Origin of the sequence: Haloprofundus halobius (assembly GCF_020097835.1) — an archaeon.
GTDB lineage: Archaea > Halobacteriota > Halobacteria > Halobacteriales > Haloferacaceae > Haloprofundus > Haloprofundus halobius.
The window spans coordinates 1,378,049-1,399,923 of sequence record NZ_CP083666.1; the positions used below are offsets into that span (position 1 = coordinate 1,378,049).

General features: G+C 67.1%; 22 protein-coding genes. 10 read left to right on the forward strand and 12 right to left on the reverse strand.

All coding sequences use genetic code 11. The features are described 5' to 3' along the window. Positions 1-6: 6 nt before the first annotated feature. Genes LAQ74_RS07190 through LAQ74_RS07200 form a run of 3 tightly spaced genes read right to left on the reverse strand, consistent with a single transcriptional unit; the run spans position 7 to position 1,045 of the window. A complete protein-coding gene (locus LAQ74_RS07190; RefSeq protein ID WP_224336510.1) occupies positions 7-660 on the reverse strand; it encodes a helix-turn-helix domain-containing protein in 654 nt (217 codons plus the stop codon). Further along, positions 657-815 (reverse strand): hypothetical protein, encoded by a 159-nt coding sequence (locus LAQ74_RS07195; RefSeq protein ID WP_224336511.1) that lies wholly within the window; start codon positions 813-815, stop codon positions 657-659. Before LAQ74_RS07195 ends, LAQ74_RS07190 begins: the two co-directional genes overlap by 4 nt. Then, positions 812-1,045 (reverse strand): hypothetical protein, encoded by a 234-nt coding sequence (locus LAQ74_RS07200; RefSeq protein WP_224336512.1) that lies wholly within the window; start codon positions 1,043-1,045, stop codon positions 812-814. The genes LAQ74_RS07195 and LAQ74_RS07200 overlap by 4 nt, the downstream gene beginning before the upstream one ends. Positions 1,046-1,166: 121 nt before the next feature. On the opposite strand from LAQ74_RS07200, the gene LAQ74_RS07205 reads away from it, so the two are divergent. The 4 genes from LAQ74_RS07205 (at position 1,167) to LAQ74_RS07220 (ending at position 6,261) form a co-directional block, all read left to right on the forward strand. After that, the gene (locus tag LAQ74_RS07205) at positions 1,167-2,525 is read left to right on the forward strand and encodes an RDD family protein (RefSeq protein ID WP_224336514.1); all 1,359 of its coding nucleotides are present in this window, start codon (positions 1,167-1,169) and stop codon (positions 2,523-2,525) included. A gap of 67 nt (positions 2,526-2,592) precedes the next feature. Further along, positions 2,593-3,996, forward strand: a complete 1,404-nt coding sequence (locus LAQ74_RS07210) for an RDD family protein (RefSeq protein WP_224336516.1) — start codon at positions 2,593-2,595, stop codon at positions 3,994-3,996. A gap of 175 nt (positions 3,997-4,171) precedes the next feature. After that, on the forward strand, positions 4,172-5,146 hold the full coding sequence (locus LAQ74_RS07215) for an aldo/keto reductase (RefSeq protein ID WP_224336518.1): 975 nt from the start codon (positions 4,172-4,174) through the stop codon (positions 5,144-5,146). Positions 5,147-5,247: 101 nt separating this feature from the next. Then, positions 5,248-6,261: an SDR family oxidoreductase gene (locus tag LAQ74_RS07220; protein ID WP_224336520.1), complete on the forward strand. Its 1,014-nt coding sequence runs from the start codon at positions 5,248-5,250 to the stop codon at positions 6,259-6,261. 10 nt (positions 6,262-6,271) lie between these two features. Here the strand turns inward: LAQ74_RS07220 and LAQ74_RS07225 are convergent, their stop codons facing one another. The 4 genes from LAQ74_RS07225 to LAQ74_RS07240 all read right to left on the reverse strand — a co-directional run bounded on the left by LAQ74_RS07225 (position 6,272) and on the right by LAQ74_RS07240 (position 9,679). Continuing rightward, entirely contained in the window at positions 6,272-7,540 is a 1,269-nt protein-coding gene (locus LAQ74_RS07225; RefSeq protein WP_224336522.1) for an MFS transporter, read from the reverse strand. Between the two features lie 58 nt (positions 7,541-7,598). Next, a complete protein-coding gene (locus tag LAQ74_RS07230; RefSeq protein WP_224336525.1) occupies positions 7,599-8,750 on the reverse strand; it encodes a DUF7350 domain-containing protein in 1,152 nt (383 codons plus the stop codon). 84 nt (positions 8,751-8,834) lie between these two features. Next, positions 8,835-9,347 (reverse strand): winged helix-turn-helix transcriptional regulator, encoded by a 513-nt coding sequence (locus LAQ74_RS07235; RefSeq protein WP_224336528.1) that lies wholly within the window; start codon positions 9,345-9,347, stop codon positions 8,835-8,837. Continuing rightward, complete coding sequence (locus LAQ74_RS07240) at positions 9,344-9,679, reverse strand: DUF7471 family protein (RefSeq protein WP_224336530.1); 336 nt, start codon at positions 9,677-9,679, stop codon at positions 9,344-9,346. Before LAQ74_RS07240 ends, LAQ74_RS07235 begins: the two co-directional genes overlap by 4 nt. Positions 9,680-9,854: 175 nt before the next feature. On the opposite strand from LAQ74_RS07240, the gene LAQ74_RS07245 reads away from it, so the two are divergent. Continuing rightward, positions 9,855-11,150, forward strand: coding sequence for a DUF7405 family protein (locus tag LAQ74_RS07245; RefSeq protein WP_224336531.1), 1,296 nt, complete (start codon positions 9,855-9,857; stop codon positions 11,148-11,150). Positions 11,151-11,160: 10 nt separating this feature from the next. Here the strand turns inward: LAQ74_RS07245 and LAQ74_RS07250 are convergent, their stop codons facing one another. Beyond that, complete coding sequence (locus LAQ74_RS07250) at positions 11,161-12,618, reverse strand: hypothetical protein (RefSeq protein WP_224336532.1); 1,458 nt, start codon at positions 12,616-12,618, stop codon at positions 11,161-11,163. Between the two features lie 62 nt (positions 12,619-12,680). Beyond that, the gene (locus LAQ74_RS07255) at positions 12,681-13,910 is read right to left on the reverse strand and encodes an FG-GAP-like repeat-containing protein (RefSeq protein ID WP_224336533.1); all 1,230 of its coding nucleotides are present in this window, start codon (positions 13,908-13,910) and stop codon (positions 12,681-12,683) included. Between the two features lie 180 nt (positions 13,911-14,090). Here LAQ74_RS07255 and LAQ74_RS07260 point away from each other — a divergent pair, with 180 nt between their 5' ends. Continuing rightward, the gene (locus LAQ74_RS07260; RefSeq protein ID WP_224336534.1) at positions 14,091-14,489 is read left to right on the forward strand and encodes a 2Fe-2S iron-sulfur cluster-binding protein; all 399 of its coding nucleotides are present in this window, start codon (positions 14,091-14,093) and stop codon (positions 14,487-14,489) included. 281 nt (positions 14,490-14,770) lie between these two features. Here LAQ74_RS07260 and LAQ74_RS07265 read toward each other — a convergent pair whose 3' ends face one another. The 3 genes from LAQ74_RS07265 to LAQ74_RS07275 form a co-directional block, all read right to left on the reverse strand. Beyond that, positions 14,771-15,109: a monooxygenase family protein gene (locus tag LAQ74_RS07265; protein WP_224336535.1), complete on the reverse strand. Its 339-nt coding sequence runs from the start codon at positions 15,107-15,109 to the stop codon at positions 14,771-14,773. Between the two features lie 38 nt (positions 15,110-15,147). After that, a complete protein-coding gene (locus tag LAQ74_RS07270; RefSeq protein WP_224336537.1) occupies positions 15,148-15,906 on the reverse strand; it encodes an SDR family NAD(P)-dependent oxidoreductase in 759 nt (252 codons plus the stop codon). A gap of 107 nt (positions 15,907-16,013) precedes the next feature. Beyond that, the gene (locus tag LAQ74_RS07275) at positions 16,014-16,871 is read right to left on the reverse strand and encodes a 3-hydroxyacyl-CoA dehydrogenase family protein (RefSeq protein ID WP_224336539.1); all 858 of its coding nucleotides are present in this window, start codon (positions 16,869-16,871) and stop codon (positions 16,014-16,016) included. Between the two features lie 188 nt (positions 16,872-17,059). On the opposite strand from LAQ74_RS07275, the gene LAQ74_RS07280 reads away from it, so the two are divergent. The 4 genes from LAQ74_RS07280 to LAQ74_RS07295 all read left to right on the forward strand — a co-directional run bounded on the left by LAQ74_RS07280 (position 17,060) and on the right by LAQ74_RS07295 (position 21,838). Further along, positions 17,060-17,665, forward strand: coding sequence for a DUF7409 domain-containing protein (locus LAQ74_RS07280; protein ID WP_224336540.1), 606 nt, complete (start codon positions 17,060-17,062; stop codon positions 17,663-17,665). Positions 17,666-17,811: 146 nt separating this feature from the next. Then, entirely contained in the window at positions 17,812-18,642 is an 831-nt protein-coding gene (locus LAQ74_RS07285; protein ID WP_224336542.1) for a class I fructose-bisphosphate aldolase, read from the forward strand. Then, complete coding sequence (locus LAQ74_RS07290; RefSeq protein ID WP_224336544.1) at positions 18,642-19,565, forward strand: class 1 fructose-bisphosphatase; 924 nt, start codon at positions 18,642-18,644, stop codon at positions 19,563-19,565. Before LAQ74_RS07285 ends, LAQ74_RS07290 begins: the two co-directional genes overlap by 1 nt. A gap of 98 nt (positions 19,566-19,663) precedes the next feature. Next, positions 19,664-21,838, forward strand: coding sequence for a PAS domain S-box protein (locus LAQ74_RS07295; RefSeq protein ID WP_224336546.1), 2,175 nt, complete (start codon positions 19,664-19,666; stop codon positions 21,836-21,838). Positions 21,839-21,875: the final 37 nt, after the last annotated feature.

Here is a 21,875-nt window from a genome sequence, read left to right on the forward strand (position 1 = left end):
CGATCGTCACTCGTCGACGAGCGTCGACTCGATGAGTTTTCCCGTGCCCCGGCGGAGCCGGCCCCCCATAGCGGTCGGAGAGATGTCGAGTTCCGCGGCGAGGTCTTCGAGCGACGTTTCGCGGGGCTCCTCGAAGTACCCGTCCTCGTACGCGGCGACCAGCGCCTCTCTCTGCGCGTCGGTCACTCCCGTCGGCCCGCCGACGGTCCACTCGTCCTGCCGGAAGAGCCGGTAGAGTTCGAACGAGATGCCGCGGTCCCCGCAGAACTCCCACAGCTCGGCGAGCGCTTCGCGGTCGGGGAGGTGGAGGCGCACGGTCCACCCCTGCTCGTCGCTCTTGGCTTCGAGCATCAGACCGCCGACTTTCGTCGTCTCCGGCGAGAGCAGAATCGCCCCGTCCGTGTGACGGAGTCGGTAGATCCGCGTGGCGTTCGACTCGGCTATCAGGAGCGACTCCGAGACGGTATCGTCCGCCTCCAGCGCCGAGTCGAATTCGCCGAACTCCCCGTCTTCGGCCTCGACGAGGAAGAAGAACATCCCCGTCTCGGAATCGGTCGTCGAGTGGGGGACGACCTGGACCGAAACGTCTCTCACCGCTCGAATCGTCGGCACCAGCGCGAGGTCGGGATGGGAGACGGAAGCGATTGCGATCAGACTCATGGATCTCCGTCGGTCGGTCGAGTTGTCGACCCAGCTTCCGCGGCTGCCTTCGGGCGAACGGATTGGTTCGCCGCCGGTGTCCGCTCGCTCGAATCGGCGGCGCTCTCGCTGGCCTCGCTCGGCTCCGCCCCGGCGAACGTCGTGTGTGAATTCATACCACGGCTGAACTATCGACGCACCGGTTTTTAGTCGTTTGGACAGTAGGCGGTTCGTCTCCTGTGTCGAGCGCGTTCGCGAAGCGGTTCGTGCCGTCGCAGAGGTCGGTATCGTTCCGTTCTTTGCGACCGTTCTCGCTCAGAAATCGGAGGACGACCGCCGGGAGGTCGTAGTCGGCGGGGATATCCCCCTCGAACGACGCCAGTTCGTCATCGTACGCAAGTGCCATGCCGACAGGTCGCAATCGTGTCGGTTAATCATTCGGGTTAGTGCAGTCGGTGGGTCAGGCGGTTCGAAACTGACGGTAGTCGACACATTACAACGAGACGATAGATGGTCCGAGGGGATAGATGACCGAAACGGACCTCCGACTGTTCGGTTCGATACACGCCGACAGACGCGGCAAGGTCGCCGCCGAACTCGCCGAGTTCGCCGACGGCGTCGACGCGCTGTTCGTGGAGATGCCCGCGACGAACGTGACGTACGGTACGTATCTTCGGGCGTTCTGTCGCACGCCACTCGTCGGTCTCGGACTCGTGCTCGCGATGCTCGTTCACTACCCTGTGTACGCCCTCCTCCAGCGCAGTCCGCACAGCGTGGAGCGACTGGCCGTCGCGGAACTCGTCGAGGAGTGGGGCGTGAACGTTCACGGCGTCGACGACGACCATCCGGTCGTCTTCCTCGCCGACGCCGGGCCGAAGTGGATACTGCCCAACTGGACGGCGCTCGCGGCGCTGTTGGTCTACGACCGCTCCGGAGCCCTCGCCACAGTCGCGCTGCTCGTCGGTGCGTTCGCCGGTCTCCAGTTGGTCGCACTCTACGCCACCCGCCTCTGGGCGGTGGTGACGCTCCCGCTGTGTCTGCTGGTTCTCCACGAACTCGTCCTCGGACCGAGGGCTTCGACGGCCGCCGTCGGCGTCGTCGCCGTCGGATTTCTGTCGCTCGTGCTCGTCGGTATCGACACCCGAAACGAGACGATGGTCGACCGCATCGCCGAGGTGTCGGCCGATCGTGGCTACGAAGACGTCTGTCTCACGACCGGAAACGCACACCTCTCGGGGTTGCTCGACTCCGACGACGTCGACGTTCGCGTCTCGAAGGTGCACACCTCGAAGTGGCTTCGCCGGTCGGCGGAGACAGTCGAGAATCCCGAGCCGACGGGAGCGTCCGGTCCCGAAACCGTCGGAGACGTCGGGACCGAACAGCACGTCCTCGGCGCTCGAATCGGCGCGGCAGTCGTCGACGGCGTCGTCACGCTCGTGGTTGGGTTCGTGTTATTCGTGGGAATGGGTCTCGCTGTGTCGGGCCTCTCCGAATCAGCGTTTCTGAGTCGGATGATGGCGGGCGTGGGTATCATGAGCGGGTTCGTCGTCACACCGACGCTCGCGGCGGTGCTGTACGGCTACGTCGCCGAACACCGGTACGGTCGGACTCTCGGAAAGCGACTGTTCGGCCTCGTCGTCGTCGGCACGGACGGGACCCGCTGTACTCGCCGCGCCGCGGCGCTTCGGAACCTGCTTCGGCCCGTCGACTTCGTCTTCCTCTATACGGTGGGCTTCGTGACGATGCTCGCCACGCCGCGGCGGCAACGACTCGGTGACCTCGTCGCGGGAACGACGGTGGTCCGCGCAGCCGAGACGAGCGTCCCAGTTCGGTCGCCGACGAGGCGGAAGACGGTTCGCTCCCGACCCGAGAGCGGTTCCGACTGAGACGCTCTCCGTCGGCGGGGATTCCGAAAGATTACTCAGTACGAACTACATCGTCGCTGTCAGAGCGGTGACATCGAAGTCGACGAACGAACTGGACCTCCGGCTGTTCGGCGCGATACACGCCGATAGACGCGGGAAGGTCGCCGACGAACTCGACGAGTTCGCCGAGGGGGTGGACGCGCTGTTCGTGGAGTATCCGGTGGACGGTATCGAGATTCGTGACGTCGCAGCGATGCTTCTCAGAGTACCCATCGCCGGTCTCTCGATACTGCTCATGACTCTCGTCCACTTCCCGCTGTACGCGCTCTGTCAGCGTCACCGACTCCCCGCAGAGGCGCTCGCGGTCCGAGAGAAGAGCGATGCGTGGAACGTCCCCGTGTACTCCGTCGACGACCATCCCGTGACCATCATGGCCGAAGCCGACTGGGGGTGGACACTCCCCAACTGGGTTGGACTCGTCGCACTGGCGGCGCTGATGCCGGGTGCGACCGTCACCGTCACTAGTGCGCTCGTTTTCTCGTGGCTGCTGCTGACGGTGGTCGGAAGACACGCGACTCGGCTCTTCGTCCCGTTCGGCGTCGTCGTCCCGCCGGCGTTGCTCGTGCTGCTCGTTCAGTTCGCCTCGCTGCCGTATCTGGTCGTGGTCCTCGTCGTCGCGCTGACGCTCCTATTTGTGGTCTACGGGACGCTCGATTACCGGAACGAGGTGATGCTCGACCGAGTCGAGTCCATCTCGGCCGAGCACGGCTACGGAGACATCTGTCTCGTGACGGGCAAAGCGCACCTGTCCGGGTTACTCGAAGCCGGCGAAGAGACGACTCTCGACGTCTCGCGGATGCACACGTCGAATTGGCTTCGCACGTCGTCGAACACCGTCGAGAATCCGAAACCGACGGACGAAGAGGAGACGACACCACCAGACGGTGCCCTCGGAACCGAGAGAGACGTTCTCGGGGCACGGGTCGGCGCGGCGCTCGTCGACGTCGTTGTTACTGTCGTCCTCGGTGCCGTGGGGTTCTTGCTGATCGGTCTGGCCGGGGTCGTTCTCTTCGCCCGCCCGACTGCGAGAGCCGTTCTCCTGTGGGGATTTCTCGTCGCACCGGCGTCGGCCGCCGTTCTCTACGGTGCCACAACCGAGTACAGATACGGACGAACGCTCGGCAAGCGACTGACCGGACTCGTGGTGGTCGGAAGCGACGGTGACCGGTGTACGCGACGCTCGGCAGTACTCAGAAACGCACTTCGACCGGTCGATTTCGCCTTCTGCTACGGCCTCGGCTTCGTGGCGATGCTCGTCACCGAACGCCGACAGCGTCTCGGTGACCTCGTCGCCGACACGGTGATCGTGCGGGCCGCGGCGGCCGACACAGAGGCGGACGCCGACCGACCGCCGACCGGAGACGATGCTGGAGCGATGGAAGGCAGAGAGGACACCGATACCGAAACGAAGGCGCGAAGCTGGGTTCGGTAGGGAGTAACCGACATCCGTCGGTTGACGTGAACCGGCGAACTGACGCGAACGAGGTGGGGCCGGGCGCGTGGTTCGACTCGCGCCCGACGGAGGGGTCGGATTCTGTACGGATCGCTCTTCAGGCAGCCACCACCCGTTCGCGTGGATTTTTGTTCCTCCCGAGAGAGTGACTCGCATGGAGTACACCACCCTCGGCGATACGGGGATGACCGTCTCTCGAATCTGTCTCGGCTGCATGAGCTTCGGCACGAGCGACTGGCGCGAGTGGGTGTTGGACGAGGAGGCAGGGTTGGAACTCGTCGACCGAGCGATAGAACTGGGAATCAACTTCTTCGACACCGCGAACATGTACTCGAACGGCGAGTCCGAGCGCATCCTCGGCAAGGCGCTGGAGGGCCGACGCGACGAGGCCGTCGTCGCTACGAAGGGCTACTTCCCGATGGACGAGGACGACCCCAACTCGGGGGGCCTGTCGCGCAAAGCCATCGAGCAGCAACTCGACGCGTCGCTCGACAGACTCGGGATGGACACCATCGACCTCTACCAGACCCACCGCTTCGACTACGACACGCCCATCGACCAGACGGTCGCGGCGCTCGACGACGCGGTTAGACGAGAGAAGATTCGCTACTTCGGCGCGAGTTCGATGTGGGCCCACCAGTTCTCCGAAGCCTTGTACGCCAGCGACCTGCTCGGCTACGACCGCTTCGTGACGATGCAAAACCATTACAACCTGCTCTACCGCGAGGAGGAGCGCGAGATGCTGCCGCTCTGCGAGAAGGAGAACGTCGGCGTCATCCCGTGGTCGCCGCTCGCGCGCGGGTGGCTCGCTCGCCCGCACGAGGAGGCCCGCTCCACGAAGCGCGGCGAGACGGACAGCCTCGCGCACGGTCACCCGTATCTGGAGGGCGGCGGCCGCGAAATCAACGAGCGCGTGCAGGAACTGGCCGACGAGAAGGGTGTGAAGATGGCCCAAATCGGGCTGGCGTGGCTGTTCCACAAGGAGTGGGTCGACGCGCCCATCGTCGGCACGACGAGCGTCGAACACCTCGAAGACGCCGTGGAGGCGCTCGACATCGACCTGAGTTCCAGCGATATGGAGTACCTCGAGGCGCCGTACCAGCCGGTTCGCGTCTCGGGCCACGAGTAGTCGAACCGCTGGCTCTTCCGAGACCGAGGACGCTCAGACGGCGCGCACGGTCGTGGGAAGCCGTAAAAACCGAAATATCCTCCGAACGCCTCTGCTGCGGTATGATACTCGTCGTCGGTGCAACGGGTGAGTTAGGAACCGCAATCGTCCGCGAACTGGTCGACGACGGCCACCGGGTGCGGGCGTTCGTCCGTCCGGCGTCGGCGTACGAACATCTCGTCGGCCCGAACGTCGAGTTCGCCTACGGCGACCTGCGCGACCCGCTGAGCGTCGACCGCGCCGTCGATGGCGTCGAAACGGTCGTCGCGACGGCGAACGCGGTCGCCCCGCGCGACGGGTCGACGTTCGAGATGGTCGACGACGAGGGGTACAGGGCGCTCATCGAGGCGGCCGAGCGCCACCGCGTCGGTCGCTTCGTCTACGTCTCCACCCCGGAGACGTCGCTGGACGACGAAGTACCCTCGTTCACCTACAAGCGGATGAACGAACGCCGCCTCCGCGAGAGCGGGCTGACGTATACCGTCGTCCGGTCGTCGCTGTTCATGGACAGTTGGTTGGCGCTCGTGGGGAGTTCGATTCCGACGCGCGGGGCCGAGCGGTCGATTTGGGACCGACCGTTCTGGTTCACCCGTGCGTTCCGCCGCTTGACCGGCCGACTCGTCGAGCGGCGCGGCCGGGCGCTCGTCCCCGGCGACGGGTCGACGCGCCACGCATTCGTCTCCGTCGACGACGTCGCCGCGTTCGTCGCTGCCTGCGTCGACAACCCCGCCGCCGAGAACGCGACGATACACGTCGGCGGTCCCGAACTCCTGTCGTGGACCGAAGTGGTCGACGCCTACAGCGAGGCGCTAGGCCGGCCGGTTCGCCCCATCTACACCCCGGTTCGGGTGTACGCGGCGCTGCAGCGACTGGCGACCCCGCTCTCTCCGGCGGCAGCGAACGTCTTCGGTATGGAACGCCTCGTCGCCAGCGTCGACACCGGCGGCGACGCCGAAGCGATGGCCGAAATCGGCGCCGTTCCGGAGACGACAGTCGCCGAGTTTCTCGGCGCTCGCGTCGCCCCCGAGGAGCGAACGGAACCGGGGCACAGAATCAGAATCGAGGACGCGGCGTAAGGTGAGAGAGTCAGTCGTCGGCCTCGCCGACCACCGGCGCGGCCACCGACTCACCACTCGAAGCCAACCGCCGGACCGCCCGCGAGGCGACAAGCGCGATGCCGATTTCGGTGAAGCCGACGACGACGAACGCCTCGAAGTAGCCGAGTAGTTCGGCGGCGGAGCCGCCGAGCAGAAAGCCGGTCAGGAAGCCGAGGCTGCCGAAGATGTTGAACCCACCCATCGCCGCGCCTCGCTCGTTTTCGGCGGCGATGTCGGTGACCAGCGCCATCGTCGCCGGGGAGACCAACGCCCCGAACACACCGACGAGAACCATCGTCCCCGCCGCAAGCGGTAGCGACGGCGACCATCCGACGACGATTATCGAGAACCCATAGAGAATCGACCCAACGACGACGGGCAGGAAGCGACCGATGCGGTCCGAGAGGACGCCCATCGGGTACTGCAGCAGCGCGAACGGTCCGAAGAACATCGCGAGTACGAGTCCCGCGCCGAACGCGTCGAGGCCGAAGACGTCTCGGAAGTAGTAGATGCCGACGAGCGAGAAGAATCCAGCGGTGAGGCGGTCGATAAAGCCGAACGCGTACGGTACGCGCAACGCGGGTCGGTCGACGACTTTTCTGAGAATCTCCCGCGCACCGGCGCGTTCGTCGTTTCCGTCCCCGTCGGCGTCGTCGCCAGCGACACCAGCGCCGCTCGTCTCGGCGCCGGGCGAGCGGTCCGTCACCGTCGCCGTCAGGAGCGCGACGAGGCCGAGCAGCGCCGCCGCGCCGTACACCGGCGCGAGCGGGTCGGCCATCGAGAGTCGACCGCCGACGACGGAGCCGACGGCTGCGCCGAGTCCGATGGCGATGCCCGCCGCGCCCATGTTGCGGCCGTTGCCGCCGCCGAGGTCCATCAGCATCGTCATCGACAGCGAGAACGCGCCGATGGTGAACGCGCCGGCGCCGACTCGAATCAGGAGGACGCCGCCGAAGCCGACGCCGAGCACCGGGGCGAGCGTGAGCAGGAGGTAGCAGGCCGCGCCGCCGAGCGCGCCGGCGACGATGAGCGGGACGCGTCGTCCCGTGGCGTCGCTGAGCGCGCCCCAGAGCCCGGCGAAGACGACGAACGCCGCGTATTCGGAGACGAGAAACCACATGCCAGCGTCGAGGTCGCCGGCGCCGCCCAGCGCCTGCACGAGGTCGGCGACGCCCGGATACAGAAGTACCTGCGAAACCAACACCGCCCACACCGAGAGCGCGAGCGTGAGCCGGTCACGTCGCGCCGAGTCGTCCATACCGGTCGTTCGAACTGACATCGGAAAGCCCTGTCTCTGTGTACCCTCGGGTCGCCGCTCAGAACGTCATCGGCGGCATTTCGAGAAACGCCGTCTCGTACCCTTCGTGTCGTGCCGCCTGCGGCGGCGTGTCGACGACGAGTTCGAGCTCGTCGTCCGACGACAACCCCTCGACGTTCGCGCCGTAGTGGAAACCGACGTCCGGGTCCAGCGCCGGTTCGAGTTCGAACTCGTCGCCGTCGAGGGTCGCCGTGAGGCCCATACTCGGAATCACGAGGCCGTTGTACGGCGTCCGCGGCGAGACGAGCAGGTAGGGCTGGTCGCCGAACCGACCGCCGGGAACCGCGTTGGCGACGAAGACTGCGTCGCCGCTTGTCTCGTTGCCGAACGACTCACCCGGAAGCGAGTCGGGAGCGGGCGCCTTGCCGACGGGCATGGCCATACCACCGTTCGTGCCGCTGTCGCCGTGCATCCCAGATTCGTTCCCCATCTCCGACTCGTTGTCCATCTCCGACTCGTTGTCCATGTTCATGCCCGAACCGTCCTGTGTGTCCATCTCCATCTGCATCTCCATCACGGGGAGGGAACCGGGATTCCCCTGCCTCTCTTCGAGCGTCGTGTACGGGATGTCGTTTCGCTCGCGCTCGCTGTACTCGAACTCCAGTTCGGCGCTCGCGGGCTCTGCGAACTTCCCCTCTAACTCGCCGAACCGGCGGATGTTCGCGCCGCCGACGTCGACGCGGACGGTGTAGGTGCCGTCACCGGGCAGCGGCCAGTTGTCGCCGTAGTGAAAGCCCATCCGCTGGGAGAGCATCTCGTAGACGACCTCCTCCTCGCGGTGGCCGTCGCCGTCGCTCGTCTCGACGGTGACGCCCGTGCTCGGGACGACGACGCCTGTCTCGGCGTCCCAGACGCTCACCATCAAGTGGATGGCGTCGTTGCGACCGACGTCGATGCGCTCGGCTTGCTGACCCTGCACCTCCCAGAATCGGTGTGGGTAGCTGTACATCACGCCGACTTTGAGATCGCCCGCCTCCGCCATCCCGACCATCTCCATGCCCTCCTGATGGGTCGGGATGTAGGAGGCCTCCGGGCGGTTCTCGACGACCGGCGGTTCGCGACTCGCCGTCGTCTCGAAGAGGTTCGTACAACCGGCGAGCGAGCCCGCGAACCCGACGCCGGCCGCGGCGAGAAAGCTCCGTCGTCTCATGGAGTCGGCTAGGCGTGTACGACAGTTACGGGTTCTGGTCCGGTTCTCGAAGGACGCCCCGGAGGTGACGCCTCCGTTCGGGCGCTACTGTTCGAGGAGGCCGTCGACGAGTCGCGTGAAGCGGTCGACGAAGCGCTCGGGCAGCGACGGCGACACCGACGCGAGGAGGCGAGCGGTCGCCTCCGGGCGCGCCAGCGCGAGCGTCACGCGACCACGGCTATCGTAGCGCTTCTCGACGACCGACTGCGCTTCGAGCCGCTTCGTGTGCCACGCGAGCGTGCTCCTGGCGATACCCACCTCGTCAGCGACGTCGGCGGGCCTCGCTTCGCCGCGTTCGAGGAGCACCCCGAGCACGTCGCGTGCCGTCTCCCGGCGTACTAGTGCCAACACGCCGCGTTCCCACTCGTCGAACGTCGCCGGGTAGTAGTGCGTCTTCCCGTACAGGTGCGTCTCCGCGACCCGTTCGTCGCGGCCGAGTCGGCGGAGGTGGTACTGGACCTGTCCGGGCGCGAGGTCGAGCGCCCGGACGAGTTCGTTGAAGTGGACGCCCGGATTGTGGCGGACGTGCACCGCGATGCGGTTGCGGGTCGCGCTCATCGTCTCTCACCCGTGGGTGCGGCCCGCTCGATACTCCGCGCGTAGTACACCGCCGCGATGACGAGCGCGACCATCACGAAGTCCAGCGCGTGTTCGATGGCGTGGTGGAAGTCGAACGGGACGACGCCGCCGATGGTGAGCACGGCGACGCCGCTCCGGGCCAGAAGCGCAGCGAGCGCCAGCACGACGAGTGCGTGCGAGCGCGACTGTCGGCGCAGCAGCGCGATGAGGCCGACGGCGACGATGAGCGTCGAGCCGAACCCCGCCAACACGACGGCGGCCACCTCCGGGGCGCTCATCGTCGGCGCGGCGTGTGCTGAGAACGTGTGCATCTTGTCTGCCGGGGATTACGCGCGGACGGTAATGTGCTGATTGGTGTGGCCGTCGAAACCCGACACACCGACGACCGCCGCGCGACGACGCGTCGCGCGCCTCTCACGACAGGTCTCCGCCGCGTTCGATGGCCACACCAGAACCCCTATCCGCGAAACGGCCCTAGCGACGACGATGAGTCCGGGGACCGACGAATGGAGTCGCAGAGACGTGCTGAAAGCAGCCGTCGCCGTCGGCGGCGCGGGCGCGCTCTCGGCCTGTCTCGACCTCACCGACGAACCCGTCCCTGAGGGCGTCTCGGACCCCTCGGCGCTCCCGGCGCGGCAGCACGCCTGGGACGACCTGCTCGCACGCGACGGCGCGGAGAACGTCGAACTCCCGCGTCACCAGACGCTTCTGTATCTGACGCTCGACCGCGACGGCACGCCGACGCCCGCCGACCGACGCGCCGTCGAAGACGCGCTGTCGACGCTGGACCGCGCCTACGAGCGGAGCAACGAGGGGCTGATTCACTCGCTTTCGTTCTCTCCGGCGTACTTCTCGCGCTTCGACGACCCGCTCCCCGACACCGTCGACCTGCCGGAACCGCGCCGACTCTCGCCGTTCGAAACTCCCGATCTCGACCGACAGGATGCCCTCTTACACCTCGCCAGCGACCGCGCCGACGCGCTGTTGGAGGCCGAGGAGGCGCTGACCGGCGAGCGAGACACCGCCAACGAGGTGACGATGGAGACGCCGCTCTCGGCCGCCTTCTCCGTCGACTCCCGGCGGACGGGGTTCATCGGCAAGGGCATGCCCGCCGAGCGGCAGGACGTGGCGGGCGTCCCCGACGGCAAACCGGTGCCCGAGGAGTCGCCGCTGTTCATGGGATTCAAAGCCGGATTCGCCGGGAATCAGGCGACCGAGGAGTACGTCACCATCCCCGACGGCCAGTTCGCGGGCGCGACGACGAAACACGTCTCGAGACTCCGTCAGCGCCTCGACGACTGGTACGTCGAGCAGGAGTTCGACGACCGGGTGTCGGAGATGTTCAGCCCCGAACACGCCGCCGAGGGTCTCGTCGAGGGCGTCGGCGACAACCTCGGCGACCACAGCGGCGTCACGCCCGAGATAGCCGACCGCATCCGCGAGCACGCCCGGCAGTACGGCCGGGTCGGTCACGCCCAGAAAGCCGCCCGCGCCAACCGCGACGAGGAGGGGAACGTCCGCCTCCTCCGGCGGCACATCGAGTCGACAGACGACGACGAGGCGAGCCTCCACTTCCCGGTGCTGCAGCGGCGCATCACCGACTTCGAGGAGGTGAGAGAGGCGATGAACGGGACCGACCTCACCGACGAACCGGCCGTCCGACAGCGAGTGAACAACGGGATTCTGGAGTACATCTTCGTCAAGAACCGAGGCAACTTCCTCGTGCCCCCGCGTCGCCTGCGGGCGCTGCCGACGCCGACCGGCGGGGTTCCGGGGCTGTAACGGGGCGATTTCAGACCGCGACGGGCCGCGAGATGATCCACAGCGACAGCACCGTGTAGCCGACCATCAGCGTCGAAAGCGGTGCGTGGGACACGAACGCCGACCGGGCGTCGGGCGCGACGCGCCGAGAGACGACGTCGGCGGCGACGACGGCGACGACGTGACCGAGGACGACCATCGCGACCTGCGTCAGCCAGAACGCGGGTAACGGGAGCCAGAACAGCGGGTCGACCGTCTCCATGCCGACGGCGCTCGGCAACGCGCCGAGACCGGTGAGCGCGTAGCCGTAGTTGTGTGCCACCTCGTAGGCGGCCGCGATGGGCAGCAGCGTCGACGCGAACGTCGTCGTCGCCGACGCGGACGGCGACTCGTCGTCGCGGGCGTGAAGCGAGACGAATCGCGCCACGGCGGCGAAGACGGCGAGAAAGCCCGCGAGGCCGACGACGTAGAGGAGCAGACTCGCCTCCGGACCGAGACCGGCCGCGTCGCGCAACCCGTAGAACAGCCCTCGGTACTCCGGCGAGGCCGAGAAGCCGTCGAAACTCACCGTGTAGACGGCGGCGACGACGAACGCGGCCGCCGCGGCCGAGACGGGTGCGAGACAGCCACGCCACGGCGGGCGGAGGACGACGCGCCGGTCGCCGTCGCCATCGTCGCTATCGTCGCTGTGACCCTCGCCGCCATCGTCGCGCAGAACGCGGAGCGGCGCGACCCGACCGAGCAGGCGATACAGAACCGCCAGCGGGTCGGCGCGGTCGAACCACGTCGGGCCGAAGACGACGCCGCCGACGAGCATCGAGAGCGCGTAACCCGCCACGACCGCCGCCGTCAGCGACGGCTGCGAGGGGACCACGGTCAGGTTCTCTGCGACGCCGACGAGGAGGACGTACCCGACGACTGCGGGCCACTCGCCGAGTCGGTCGGGATACTCGGCGAGTCGAACCTCGTCGCCTTCGAGCAGACACAGCCACCGGTAGACGGTACGCCACGGCGAGAGCACGCGCCACGGCGACCCGACGACGACGGCGACGAGCGCGACTCCCTTGAACCACACCGGCCAGACGAACAGCGTCGCGAGATTCGTCGACGGTGCGCTCGGACCGGTCGCGCCGTGGACCAGCGCCGCGACGAACGCGATGAAGAACGTCCCACCGGCGGCGACGCGGACGGGCCCGACGAGAGATGACGGAACCGTCGCGAGCGTCGTGGCGGCCGAAGCGCCCCGCGTCCGAGAGGAAAACGCTCTCGCCGCAGATTTCCGGCCCGCACCGCCCGCCAGAACGACTGCTGTCAGTCCGACCGTCGCCCCCGCGCCGAGAAACAACCACGAGAGCGGAATCGGCGACTCGAACCGCGTCGCAACTTGGTGGGCCGCGGCGGGCGTCGACAGCAGCGCGAGACCGACGACGCCCAGCGCGGCGAACACGGCAGCACCGCGCGGCGAGACGCGAGTCGAGAGCCGTCGCATACGCGGACGTAGCGCCAGTACGGTGAAAACCCGCACGGTTCGGCGGTGTCGCCTCCTACTCGTCACCCATCGGTCGCGTACTCCAGCGCCGCGACACGGCCGTCGCCGTAGCGGACGAGAATCTCCTCGTCGCCGTCGCCGTCGCCGTCGAGGTCCGTGAGCGTCGGATAGATCCACACCGGTACGTCGCGCTCGTAGGTCGCGCGCGTCTCGCCCGAGGCGGGGTCGAGCACCGACACCGTGCCGCCGTTGGTGAGCGCGACGAGTTCGGGGTCGCCGTCGCCGTCGAGGTCGCCGAGTTTCGGCGCAGGGTGCTGGGCGGCGTCGCCCGTCGTCACCGTCGTCTCCCACTCGACCTCGCCGGTGTGCGCGTTGAGGGCGACGACCCGCCCGTCTGTGAGCGTGGCGTACACCTCCGCGTCGCCGTCGCCGTCGGCGTCACCGACCGCGCCGACCCGCGGGTTGGCGTCGAACGTACGGCTCCACCGGTCGGTTCCGTTTTCGCCGTAGACGACAGCGACCTCGCCGCTCCGGCCGACGAAAACCTCGGCCGCGGCGTCGCCGTCGGCCTCGCCGACGACCATCGACGAGACGCTCTCGCCGCCGCCGCGCCACTCGACGTTTCCGTCGGCGTCGAGCAGAATCGGACCGTCGCCCGTTCCGAACAGCGTCTCGTTCGCCCCGTCGCCGTCGACGTCTTCGATAACAGGAGCGGGGAACGTCGACGCGCCGAGGTCCGCGCGCCACAGCACGCCGCCGGTGTCGCCGTCCGCTGCGACGACGCCGCCGTCGATGTCGCTGGCGACGAGTTCGGGACTGCCATCGCCGTCGAGGTCTCCAGTCGTCGGCGCGCCGTAGCCGTAGGTGTCCAGCGGAATCCGATACCGCTCCTCGCCGTCGGCGTCGAAGACGACGAGCGCTTCTTCGGTCGTCACGACGGCGACCTCGGACGACCCATCGCCCGTCAGGTCGGCGACGGCGGGTTCGGTCAGCGCGTGCGGCGTGCAGTTCGACTCGGGGACGGTGTAGCGCCAGCGCGTCTCGCCGTCGTCACCGAGACGGACGAGCGTACACTCGCCGAGCGGGACGCCGTCGCGCTCGGGGACGCTCACCGGCGCGACGACGACATCTCCGCTCGCGCCGACGGCGTGGTGGTTCGCCAACGTGTCGCGGGCGGTGTCGCTCACCCACCGCTCGCGCAACTCGGGGCCGCCGTCGGTGAGCGCGACGCCCGCGACGGCGACGAGCGCCAGACAGAGCGCGACGAGAGCGAGGAGCGTCCGGCGACGCATCAGACGACACCCGCGGACGTTCCGCCCGCGAAAGCCTCGGTCGTCCCCGGTCGGAGCGGGCCGCGTCCGTTCATCGTCGGCCGCTTGGTGTCGGTCCAATAAGTGCGGCGTGGTCCGTCCGTCGAAGCCGAACGGGGGACGCTATGATAGTTACTTGTTCACAGGGCGCGTAGTGTACCTATGCCTACCGTACGGTTCCGCGGACGCGACATCGACTGCGAAGAGGGTGCGGTGCTGCGCGACGTGTTGCTGGCGGCCGGACTGTCGCCGCACAACGGACGCGCGCAGCAGCTGAACTGTCGCGGTCATGCGACGTGTGGAACGTGTGCCGTCGAAATCACCGCGAGCGAAGGATCGTCGGGATCGCTCAGCGTCCCCGACGGTGTCGACGGCGACGTGAGCGAGATGGGGAGGCGGGAACGGCGTCGACTCTCGCTCCCGCCGCACAGCCTCGACTCGGGGCTTCGACTCTCCTGTCAGACCCGCGTCGAAGGCGACATTCGGGTGACGAAACACGACGGGTTCTGGGGGCAACACGTCGCTAGCGAGCGCGGCGACGAGCGAGTCGAACCGGAGTGACCGCGCCGGAGCCAACGCCGTACAGTCGGTCCCGTCCCGCCTCCGAACGACCGAGTTCGTGACCCACAGTCGCGGGCGGTGACCGGCAGTCGCGCCCCGTGTCGTTCGCCGACGCGTTCGTCTCGTCAGTCCCCACGCGGTGCGGACGGCGTCTCGGACAGACCGAGCCTTCGTCGGTGGTCGGAGACGGAAACGACTCCCCCGACGGCTCCCAGCCCAATCGGCGGCATGTTCCGGAAGAACGTCTCGTAGCTGTCCGCGTCGACGACGTACAGTTCGGCTCAGAACCCGACGCCGCCGCCGTCGTCGACTGCCTCGTTGTACCAGTTCCACGCGGGGACGTGGAGGTCGTTCGGGTCTCTCGCGAACCGCTGTAAGTCCTCTAGGGACCGCCAGTACTGGATCGCCGCGCCGGTTCGCAGTCCCATGAACGCCGGTTGGTAGCCGAGAAAGCCGCTGTCGGGGTCGGCTTCCAGTCGCTCGAACATCCGGGCTCTCTTCCGCCCCGCGGCGACCCACTGCGGAATCGCGCGGAGTTTGTTGAGTCGCATCCCGTTGATGTACACCACCAGTCTGCCCTCGACGTCCGCAGTCCCCCGACGTTCGATGTCTGATGACATGTCACGGATCTACGGTACACGCGAAGAAAACCTCGCCGTCAGGCCTCGACGAACCGCTCGGTGCCCTTCTCGACGAGAGACGGGAACCGCTGAGAGAGATACAGTCCCATCCTCGTCTGCAGATCCGGCGTGATGACCGCGTCCGTCGACTCGATTTTCCTCGCCAGTTTGCGGCCGACATCGGCCGGGTCGCTCAGCAGCGACGCCGGGTAGCCGATCGTCGCCGCCGACCGCGTGTTCGAGAGCGAAGGGTGCATTCTCGTACAGGAGACGTTCTCGGTCCGGAGTTCCAGCCGAAGCGACCGTGTGAGTGCTTCGACCGCCCCTTTCGTGGACGCGTACCCGGAGAGTCCCGGATGCCCGACGAGTCCTGCGCCGGAACTCACGTTGTGGATGATTCCTCGATTCTGCGCCTTCATCTGGGGTAAGACGGCCCGAATCGTCCGGACGTAGCCGAAGTAGTTCACCTCGAACTCGCGACGCGTGTCGGCGAGCGTCTGCTCTTCGAAGGGAGCGAAGGAGAACACCGCGGCGTTGTTGACGAGGATGTCTATCCGGCCCCAGCGGTCGACGACCGCCGCGACTGCGTCCTCGACGTCGTCGCCCACCGTCACGTCACAGCGGTGAAACAGCAGTCGGTCGGGGTAGGTCCCCTGTAGCGACAGGACGTTCTCACCGTTCACGTCGAGACAGGCGACCCGATACCCGTCTTCGAGGAGCGTCGTGAGCAGGTGGTAGCCGAGTCCTTCGTTCGCGCCGGTGACGACGACGACCCGTCCGTTTGTTGGGCGACTCATGATGCAGTACGGACGCATCGTACAGAGATTAGGCTATTGACAGGTGCAGCGGTAGATATCGAGTGGCCGTTCGTCGGTCGGAGAATCCGCACCGCCACTCGACTCACTCAGTACTCATAGAAGCCCCGACCCGTCTTCTTGCCGAGGTCGCCCGCGTCGACCTTCCGCTTCAGGAGATAGGCGGGTTTGTAGCGGTCGCCGAGTTCCTCGAACAGCGTCTCGCTGGCGTCCAGACAGATGTCGAGGCCGATGTGGTCGGCCAACTGGAGGGGACCCATCGGGACGTTCGTACCGAGTGTCATCCCCTTGTCGATGTCCTCCTTGGAGGCGACGCCCTCGTCGTAGGCGCGGATGCCCTCGTTGAGCCACGGCATCAGGATACGGTTGGTGACGAACCCGGGTTTGTCGTCGGACTCCCACGTCTCCTTGCCGAGGTCCTCGGAGAACTCGTGGGCGAACTCGACGACCGCCGAGTCGGTCTTCTCGCCGCGGACGACTTCGACGCCCGTCATGATTGGGACGGGGTTCATGAAGTGCAGGCCGACGACGAGTGCCGGTCGTTCGGTGACGCTCGCGATGGTCGTGATGGAGAGCGTGGAGGTGTTCGTCGCCAGCACCACGTCCTCGTCGACGACGTCGTCGAGGTCGGTGAAGATGTCCTGTTTGATGTCCATGTTCTCCACCGCGGCCTCGACCACGAGGTCGCAGTCGGCGAGGTCCGACAGTTCGGTCGTCCCCTCGATTCGACCCTGAATCGCCTCGGCCTCGTCTGCGTCCATCTTCTCCTTCGAGACGAACCGCGAGAGACTGTCGTCGATGGCCGAGAAGCCGCGGTCGAGGAACTCCTGTTTCAGGTCGCGCATCACCACGTCGTAGCCGGCGGCGGCGGCGACCTGCGCGATGCCGTTGCCCATCGTTCCCGCGCCGACGACGCCGACCGTCCGAATGTCATCGATATTCCGCATAGTTCCGTCTGCTCCGGGGAGTCACCTAAGGGTAGCGGAGCGTCGGCGTCGAGAGTCGGCCGTCGGGTCGCCTGCGACGGCTGTACCGCTCGTTTCATTCTGTTGAACCGACACCTACAGAAACGTTGAAGTGACGATGCCGAAAGAGATAGTTGATTGCCGTGGCTGACTGTCCCGAATCAAAGAACGTGCGCGACCTGAGAGCGCTCCACCACGTCGGGCCGAAGACGGCGGCCGCACTCGACGCGGCGGACGTCACCGACGACGACGTGCGGCGCAAACGCGTCTCCTACACCGAGTTGGTCGATGCGGGCGTCAACCCCGGCGTCGCCGCGCGCATCCGCCGAGCGCACTCGCTGTCGTGGTCGTTCGAGTCCAGCGGTCGCGACCTCGAACGGCGGTCGGCTCAGGTTCGCGGCCTCGGCGACGCCGAACGCGCGTGGGTCGCCGCCAGTTCCGGCGACTGGGAGTCCCACGAACCCGCCGACCCCCCCGAATCCGACGCCAGCGACGCGTGGCCTCGCGACCCGGCCGCGACCGCCGACGTGGCCGAGACGGACGGGAGCGGCGAGTCGTCGGCCGCGGAGGCGGCGTGGCGCGCGCAGAGCCGCCCGACGCCGCTCACCGTTCTCGACTGCGTCGACGACGACGACGCGACGCTGTTGTCGGAGGCCGGAATCGTCTCCGTTCGGAGCCTCACGACGGCGAACCCCGAACACGTTGCCGACGTCCTCGAACTCGACGCGACGGTCGTTCGGCGGTGGCACGCCGCCGCCTGCCGCCACCGTGAGTAGTTATTTACTCAGAGAGTAGTAAGTAGTTGTTCACGGAGTTATCGTTCTGAGCCCGATTTCCGACGCTCTCGCTCGATTTCGCCCCGTTTCTCCGAGGGCGCACGCCGACCGATGATTTAAATAGTAGTTCACCGGATTTTGAACCGATGATTCCATCGGCAGACGCGGCCATCACACGGGACGACAGAGCGTTGATTCTCGCGTACGACCACGGCTTAGAGCACGGTCCGGTGGACTTCGAGGACGTTCCGGGGACGACGGACCCCGAGACGGTGTTCGACATCGCAACGCACGACGCCGTGACGGCGCTTGCGGTCCAGAAGGGTGTCGCCGAGGGCTACTACCCCTCCTACGAGGACGACGTGAACCTGCTGTTGAAGCTCAACGGCACGTCGAACCTCTGGATGGGCGAACCGAACAGTGCAGTAAACTGTACTGTCGACTACGCCGCCGAACTCGGTGCGGAGGCCATCGGCTTCACCGTCTACGGCGGGTCGAACCACGAGATCGAGATGGTCGAGGAGTTCCGCGAGGCCCACGAGGCCGCCCGCGAACACGACATGGGCGTCGTCATGTGGTCGTACCCGCGCGGGCAGGGGTTGAAAAACGACACCTCCGCCGACACCATCGCGTACGCGGCGCGGATGGGTCTCGAACTCGGCGCGGACATCACGAAGGTGAAGTATCCCGGCTCCGCCGAGGCGATGCAGTGGGCCTGCGAGTCCGCCGCTGGGACGAAAGTCGTGATGAGCGGCGGGTCGAAAACCTCCGACCGCGAGTTCCTCTCGACGGTCGAGACGGCGATGCGCGCCGGGGCGTCGGGGCTCGCGGTCGGACGGAACGTGTTCCAGCGCGAGAACCCCACGGAGTTGCTCGACGCGCTCGAAGCGGTCATCTTCGAGGACGCGACGGCGGACGACGCGCTCGGACTGATGCCCTCGACGAGCAACAACCGCGCGACGGCCTCCGACGACTGATGGAACGGCACACGGACGCGGAGACGGGTGCGGAGGCCGACGGCGTCGCCGACGGCGGCACGGACGAAGCGACGAGCGAGACGGTCCGCCAGATTCTCGAAACCGTCGCCGACCTCGCCCCGACGGTCCGCGACGCGCTGCCGGGTCGCCGACAGAAGAGCGCCACCGAGAACCCCAGCGGCGAGACGCCGATGGCGGCCGACGTGTACGCCGACGAGCTGTTCGAGGAGCGACTCGGCGCGCTCTCGGGTGTCGGCGAGTACGCCAGCGAGGAACGGGAGTCGGTCGTCGCGAGGGGCGAGGGGCTCTCCGTCGCCGTCGACCCGCTCGACGGCTCTTCGAACCTCAAGTCGAACAACACGATGGGAACCATCGTCGGCGTCTACGACGCGCCGTTGCCCGCTCGCGGCGAGAACCTCGTCGCCGCGGCGTACGTGCTCTACGGACCCATCACGACGCTCGTCGCCGCCGTGGGTGGCGAGGTGACGGAGTACGTCGTCGACGACGGCGAACTCGAAGCGGTCCGCGAGAACGTTCGGTTGCCCGAGGACCCCGGCGTCTACGGTTTCGGCGGTCGGGTCCCCGACTGGCCCGACGCGTTCGAGGCGTACGCCCGCGAGGTGGAGTCCGACGACTCGCTGAAACTACGTTACGGCGGCGCGATGATAGGCGACATCAACCAGGTTCTCACCTACGGAGGCGTGTTCGCGTATCCGGCGCTGAACTCCGCTCCGAACGGGAAACTCCGCCTCCAGTTCGAGGGAACGCCGATCGGCTACATCATGGAGTGTGCCGGCGGAGCGTCGACAGACGGGGAGCGGTCGCTGATGACCGTCGAACCGACCGAACTCCACCAGCGCGTGCCGGTGTACGTCGGCAACACGGAACTCGTCGAGCGGTTGGAATCGGCGCTCACCGCCTAAACGACGGAGACGTGTCGAATCACGGCTCTGCCGAGCCGTTAATTGCTCGCTCAAACCTGTTCGTAACGTACTAATATCATTGCCACACACTCCGCGGCATGAGTGACACCCGTTCGGCTCGCGTCCTCTGCGTCGACGACGACGCGAGTTTCCGCGCCCTGACGACGGCACACCTCGAACGCCAGGGGCTCTCGGTCGTCGCCGCGCCGGACGGGCCGAGCGCCCTCGACACACTCGAGGCGGAGTCGGTCGAGGGAATCGTCAGCGACTTCGAGATGCCGGGGATGGACGGTCTCGAACTGCTGGAGGTGGTCAGAGAACGACACGACGCGCTCCCGTTCGTCCTATTCACCGCCAGGGGGAGCGAGACGCTGGCGAGTCGCGCGATTTCGGCGGGCGTCACCGACTACATCCGCAAGAAGGGTGGCGCCGAGCAGTTCGAGCTGCTCGCGAACCGGGTGGCGAACTACGTCTCACAGTACCACGCCGAGCGGGCGCTCGACCGCAGCGAAGAACGATACCGGCGACTCGTCGAGACCTCTCCCTCGCCCATCGGCATCTACACCGAAGACAGCACCCTCGTCTACGTCAACGACGCGGCTGTCGACTACTTCGCCGCCGAGAGTGCGTGCAACCTCGTCGGCCGGTCGATATTCGAGTTGGCCGACGAGTCGGACCTCGACCGTGCCCGCGAGCGAAGTCGCCGCGTCTTCGAGGAACGAACCGTCGCTCCGCCGAGCGAACTCCATCTCCGTGACCTCGACGGCCGACCGTTACACGCGGTCTTGGCGACGGCACCCATCACCTTCGAGGGCGAAGACGCCGCCCAGATCGTGTTGAACGACGTGACGGAGTTCAGACGCGCACAGAGAGCGCTCGAACGCGAGAAACAGTTCACCGACGCCGCTCTCGACGCGCTCGACGACGTGTTCTTCGTCGTCGACGTCGAGGGCCGACTCACCCGCTGGAACGGCCGGCTGAACGAAATCACGGGATACGACGACGCGGAACTCGATGGAACTCCCGCGGCGGCCTTCTTCCCGGACGACGACGCTTGCGTCGAGCGGTCGGTGCGGACGCTGTTCCGCGATGGAACGGTGACGTTCGACGGCGACCTGCTGACGAAGTCGGGTGAGCCCCTCTCCTTCGAGGTGCGAGCGGTCCGCATGACCGACGACGGTGACCTCGTCGGCGCGTGTGGCATCGCTCGCGACGTGAGCAAGCGTCGCGCGCGCGAGAAGGAGCTCGAACAGTGCCGGACCGTGGTGCAGACGATCCCCGACGCGACGTACGTGCTCGACCCCGAGGGCTACATCCGGATGGTCAACGACGCCCACACCGAGCGGACCGGCGACACGTGGGATGAGTCCGTCGGCACGCACATCAGCGAGTACATGAGCGAGGAGGCCATCGCTCGCGGTCGGCGCGTGATCGCGTCGCTGCTCGACGACGACGAGCGGGCCTCGGCTCGCTTCGAGTTCGAGATCGAGAACGCCGACGGGGAGCGACGGCACTACGAGGACAACCTCTCCGTCCTGACCGACGAGGACGGGTCGTTCGACGGCTCCGTCGGCATCGTCCGCGACATCACCGAGCGAATCGAGCGCGAGCGCGCGCTGAGTCGGCAGAACGAGCGACTCGAAGAGTTCGCGAGCGTCGTCTCTCACGACCTGCGCAACCCGCTGAACGTCGTCGACGGCTATCTCGAACTCGCACGCGAGACCGGCGACGACGAGTATTTCGACGCGATAGAGCGCGCCGTCGACCGGATGGACGGGCTCATCGACGACCTGCTCTCGCTCGCGCGCCACGGCCGGGTGGTCGACGACCCCGAACCGGTCGAGGTGTGTACCGCTGCCGAACGCGCGTGGGGCTACGTCGCGACGACCGGAGCGACGCTCGACACGGGCGAGAGCTGCACCGTCGAAGCCGACGAAGCCCGCCTACGCGAACTGTTCGAGAACCTCTTTCGGAACAGTATAGAACACGGTTCCACAGACAGTCAGGTTCCGTCTGACGACGGTGACGAACACGGCGACGAGACCGTGACTGTTCGCGTCGGCGCGTCGTCGACCGGATTCTACGTCGCAGACGACGGGCCGGGCATCCCCGAAGCCGAACGCGACGCGGTGTTGGAGTACGGCTACTCGACGAACGAATCGGGCACCGGATTCGGCCTCGCCATCGTCACCGAGATCGCGGAGGCGCACGGCTGGGAGGTCGTCGTCGCCGAGAGCGACAGCGGCGGCGCGCGGTTCGACTTTCTCACCTGAGAACCGTCTCGGACGCGTTCGGCGGAGCGGAAGTCAC

Excerpts from the sequence above, each read along its gene's own strand:
- LAQ74_RS07190 (WP_224336510.1), bottom strand. The coding sequence starts at position 660 with ATGAGTCTGATCGCAATCGCTTCCGTCTCCCATCCCGACCTCGCGCTG.
- LAQ74_RS07195 (WP_224336511.1), bottom strand. The coding sequence starts at position 815 with ATGAATTCACACACGACGTTCGCCGGGGCGGAGCCGAGCGAGGCCAGC.
- LAQ74_RS07200 (WP_224336512.1), bottom strand. The coding sequence starts at position 1,045 with ATGGCACTTGCGTACGATGACGAACTGGCGTCGTTCGAGGGGGATATC.
- LAQ74_RS07205 (WP_224336514.1), top strand. The coding sequence starts at position 1,167 with ATGACCGAAACGGACCTCCGACTGTTCGGTTCGATACACGCCGACAGA.
- LAQ74_RS07215 (WP_224336518.1), top strand. The coding sequence starts at position 4,172 with ATGGAGTACACCACCCTCGGCGATACGGGGATGACCGTCTCTCGAATC.
- LAQ74_RS07220 (WP_224336520.1), top strand. The coding sequence starts at position 5,248 with ATGATACTCGTCGTCGGTGCAACGGGTGAGTTAGGAACCGCAATCGTC.
- LAQ74_RS07225 (WP_224336522.1), bottom strand. The coding sequence starts at position 7,540 with ATGGACGACTCGGCGCGACGTGACCGGCTCACGCTCGCGCTCTCGGTG.
- LAQ74_RS07230 (WP_224336525.1), bottom strand. The coding sequence starts at position 8,750 with ATGAGACGACGGAGCTTTCTCGCCGCGGCCGGCGTCGGGTTCGCGGGC.
- LAQ74_RS07235 (WP_224336528.1), bottom strand. The coding sequence starts at position 9,347 with ATGAGCGCGACCCGCAACCGCATCGCGGTGCACGTCCGCCACAATCCG.
- LAQ74_RS07240 (WP_224336530.1), bottom strand. The coding sequence starts at position 9,679 with ATGCACACGTTCTCAGCACACGCCGCGCCGACGATGAGCGCCCCGGAG.
- LAQ74_RS07245 (WP_224336531.1), top strand. The coding sequence starts at position 9,855 with ATGAGTCCGGGGACCGACGAATGGAGTCGCAGAGACGTGCTGAAAGCA.
- LAQ74_RS07250 (WP_224336532.1), bottom strand. The coding sequence starts at position 12,618 with ATGCGACGGCTCTCGACTCGCGTCTCGCCGCGCGGTGCTGCCGTGTTC.
- LAQ74_RS07255 (WP_224336533.1), bottom strand. The coding sequence starts at position 13,910 with ATGCGTCGCCGGACGCTCCTCGCTCTCGTCGCGCTCTGTCTGGCGCTC.
- LAQ74_RS07260 (WP_224336534.1), top strand. The coding sequence starts at position 14,091 with ATGCCTACCGTACGGTTCCGCGGACGCGACATCGACTGCGAAGAGGGT.
- LAQ74_RS07265 (WP_224336535.1), bottom strand. The coding sequence starts at position 15,109 with ATGTCATCAGACATCGAACGTCGGGGGACTGCGGACGTCGAGGGCAGA.
- LAQ74_RS07270 (WP_224336537.1), bottom strand. The coding sequence starts at position 15,906 with ATGAGTCGCCCAACAAACGGACGGGTCGTCGTCGTCACCGGCGCGAAC.
- LAQ74_RS07275 (WP_224336539.1), bottom strand. The coding sequence starts at position 16,871 with ATGCGGAATATCGATGACATTCGGACGGTCGGCGTCGTCGGCGCGGGA.
- LAQ74_RS07285 (WP_224336542.1), top strand. The coding sequence starts at position 17,812 with ATGATTCCATCGGCAGACGCGGCCATCACACGGGACGACAGAGCGTTG.
- LAQ74_RS07290 (WP_224336544.1), top strand. The coding sequence starts at position 18,642 with ATGGAACGGCACACGGACGCGGAGACGGGTGCGGAGGCCGACGGCGTC.
- LAQ74_RS07295 (WP_224336546.1), top strand. The coding sequence starts at position 19,664 with ATGAGTGACACCCGTTCGGCTCGCGTCCTCTGCGTCGACGACGACGCG.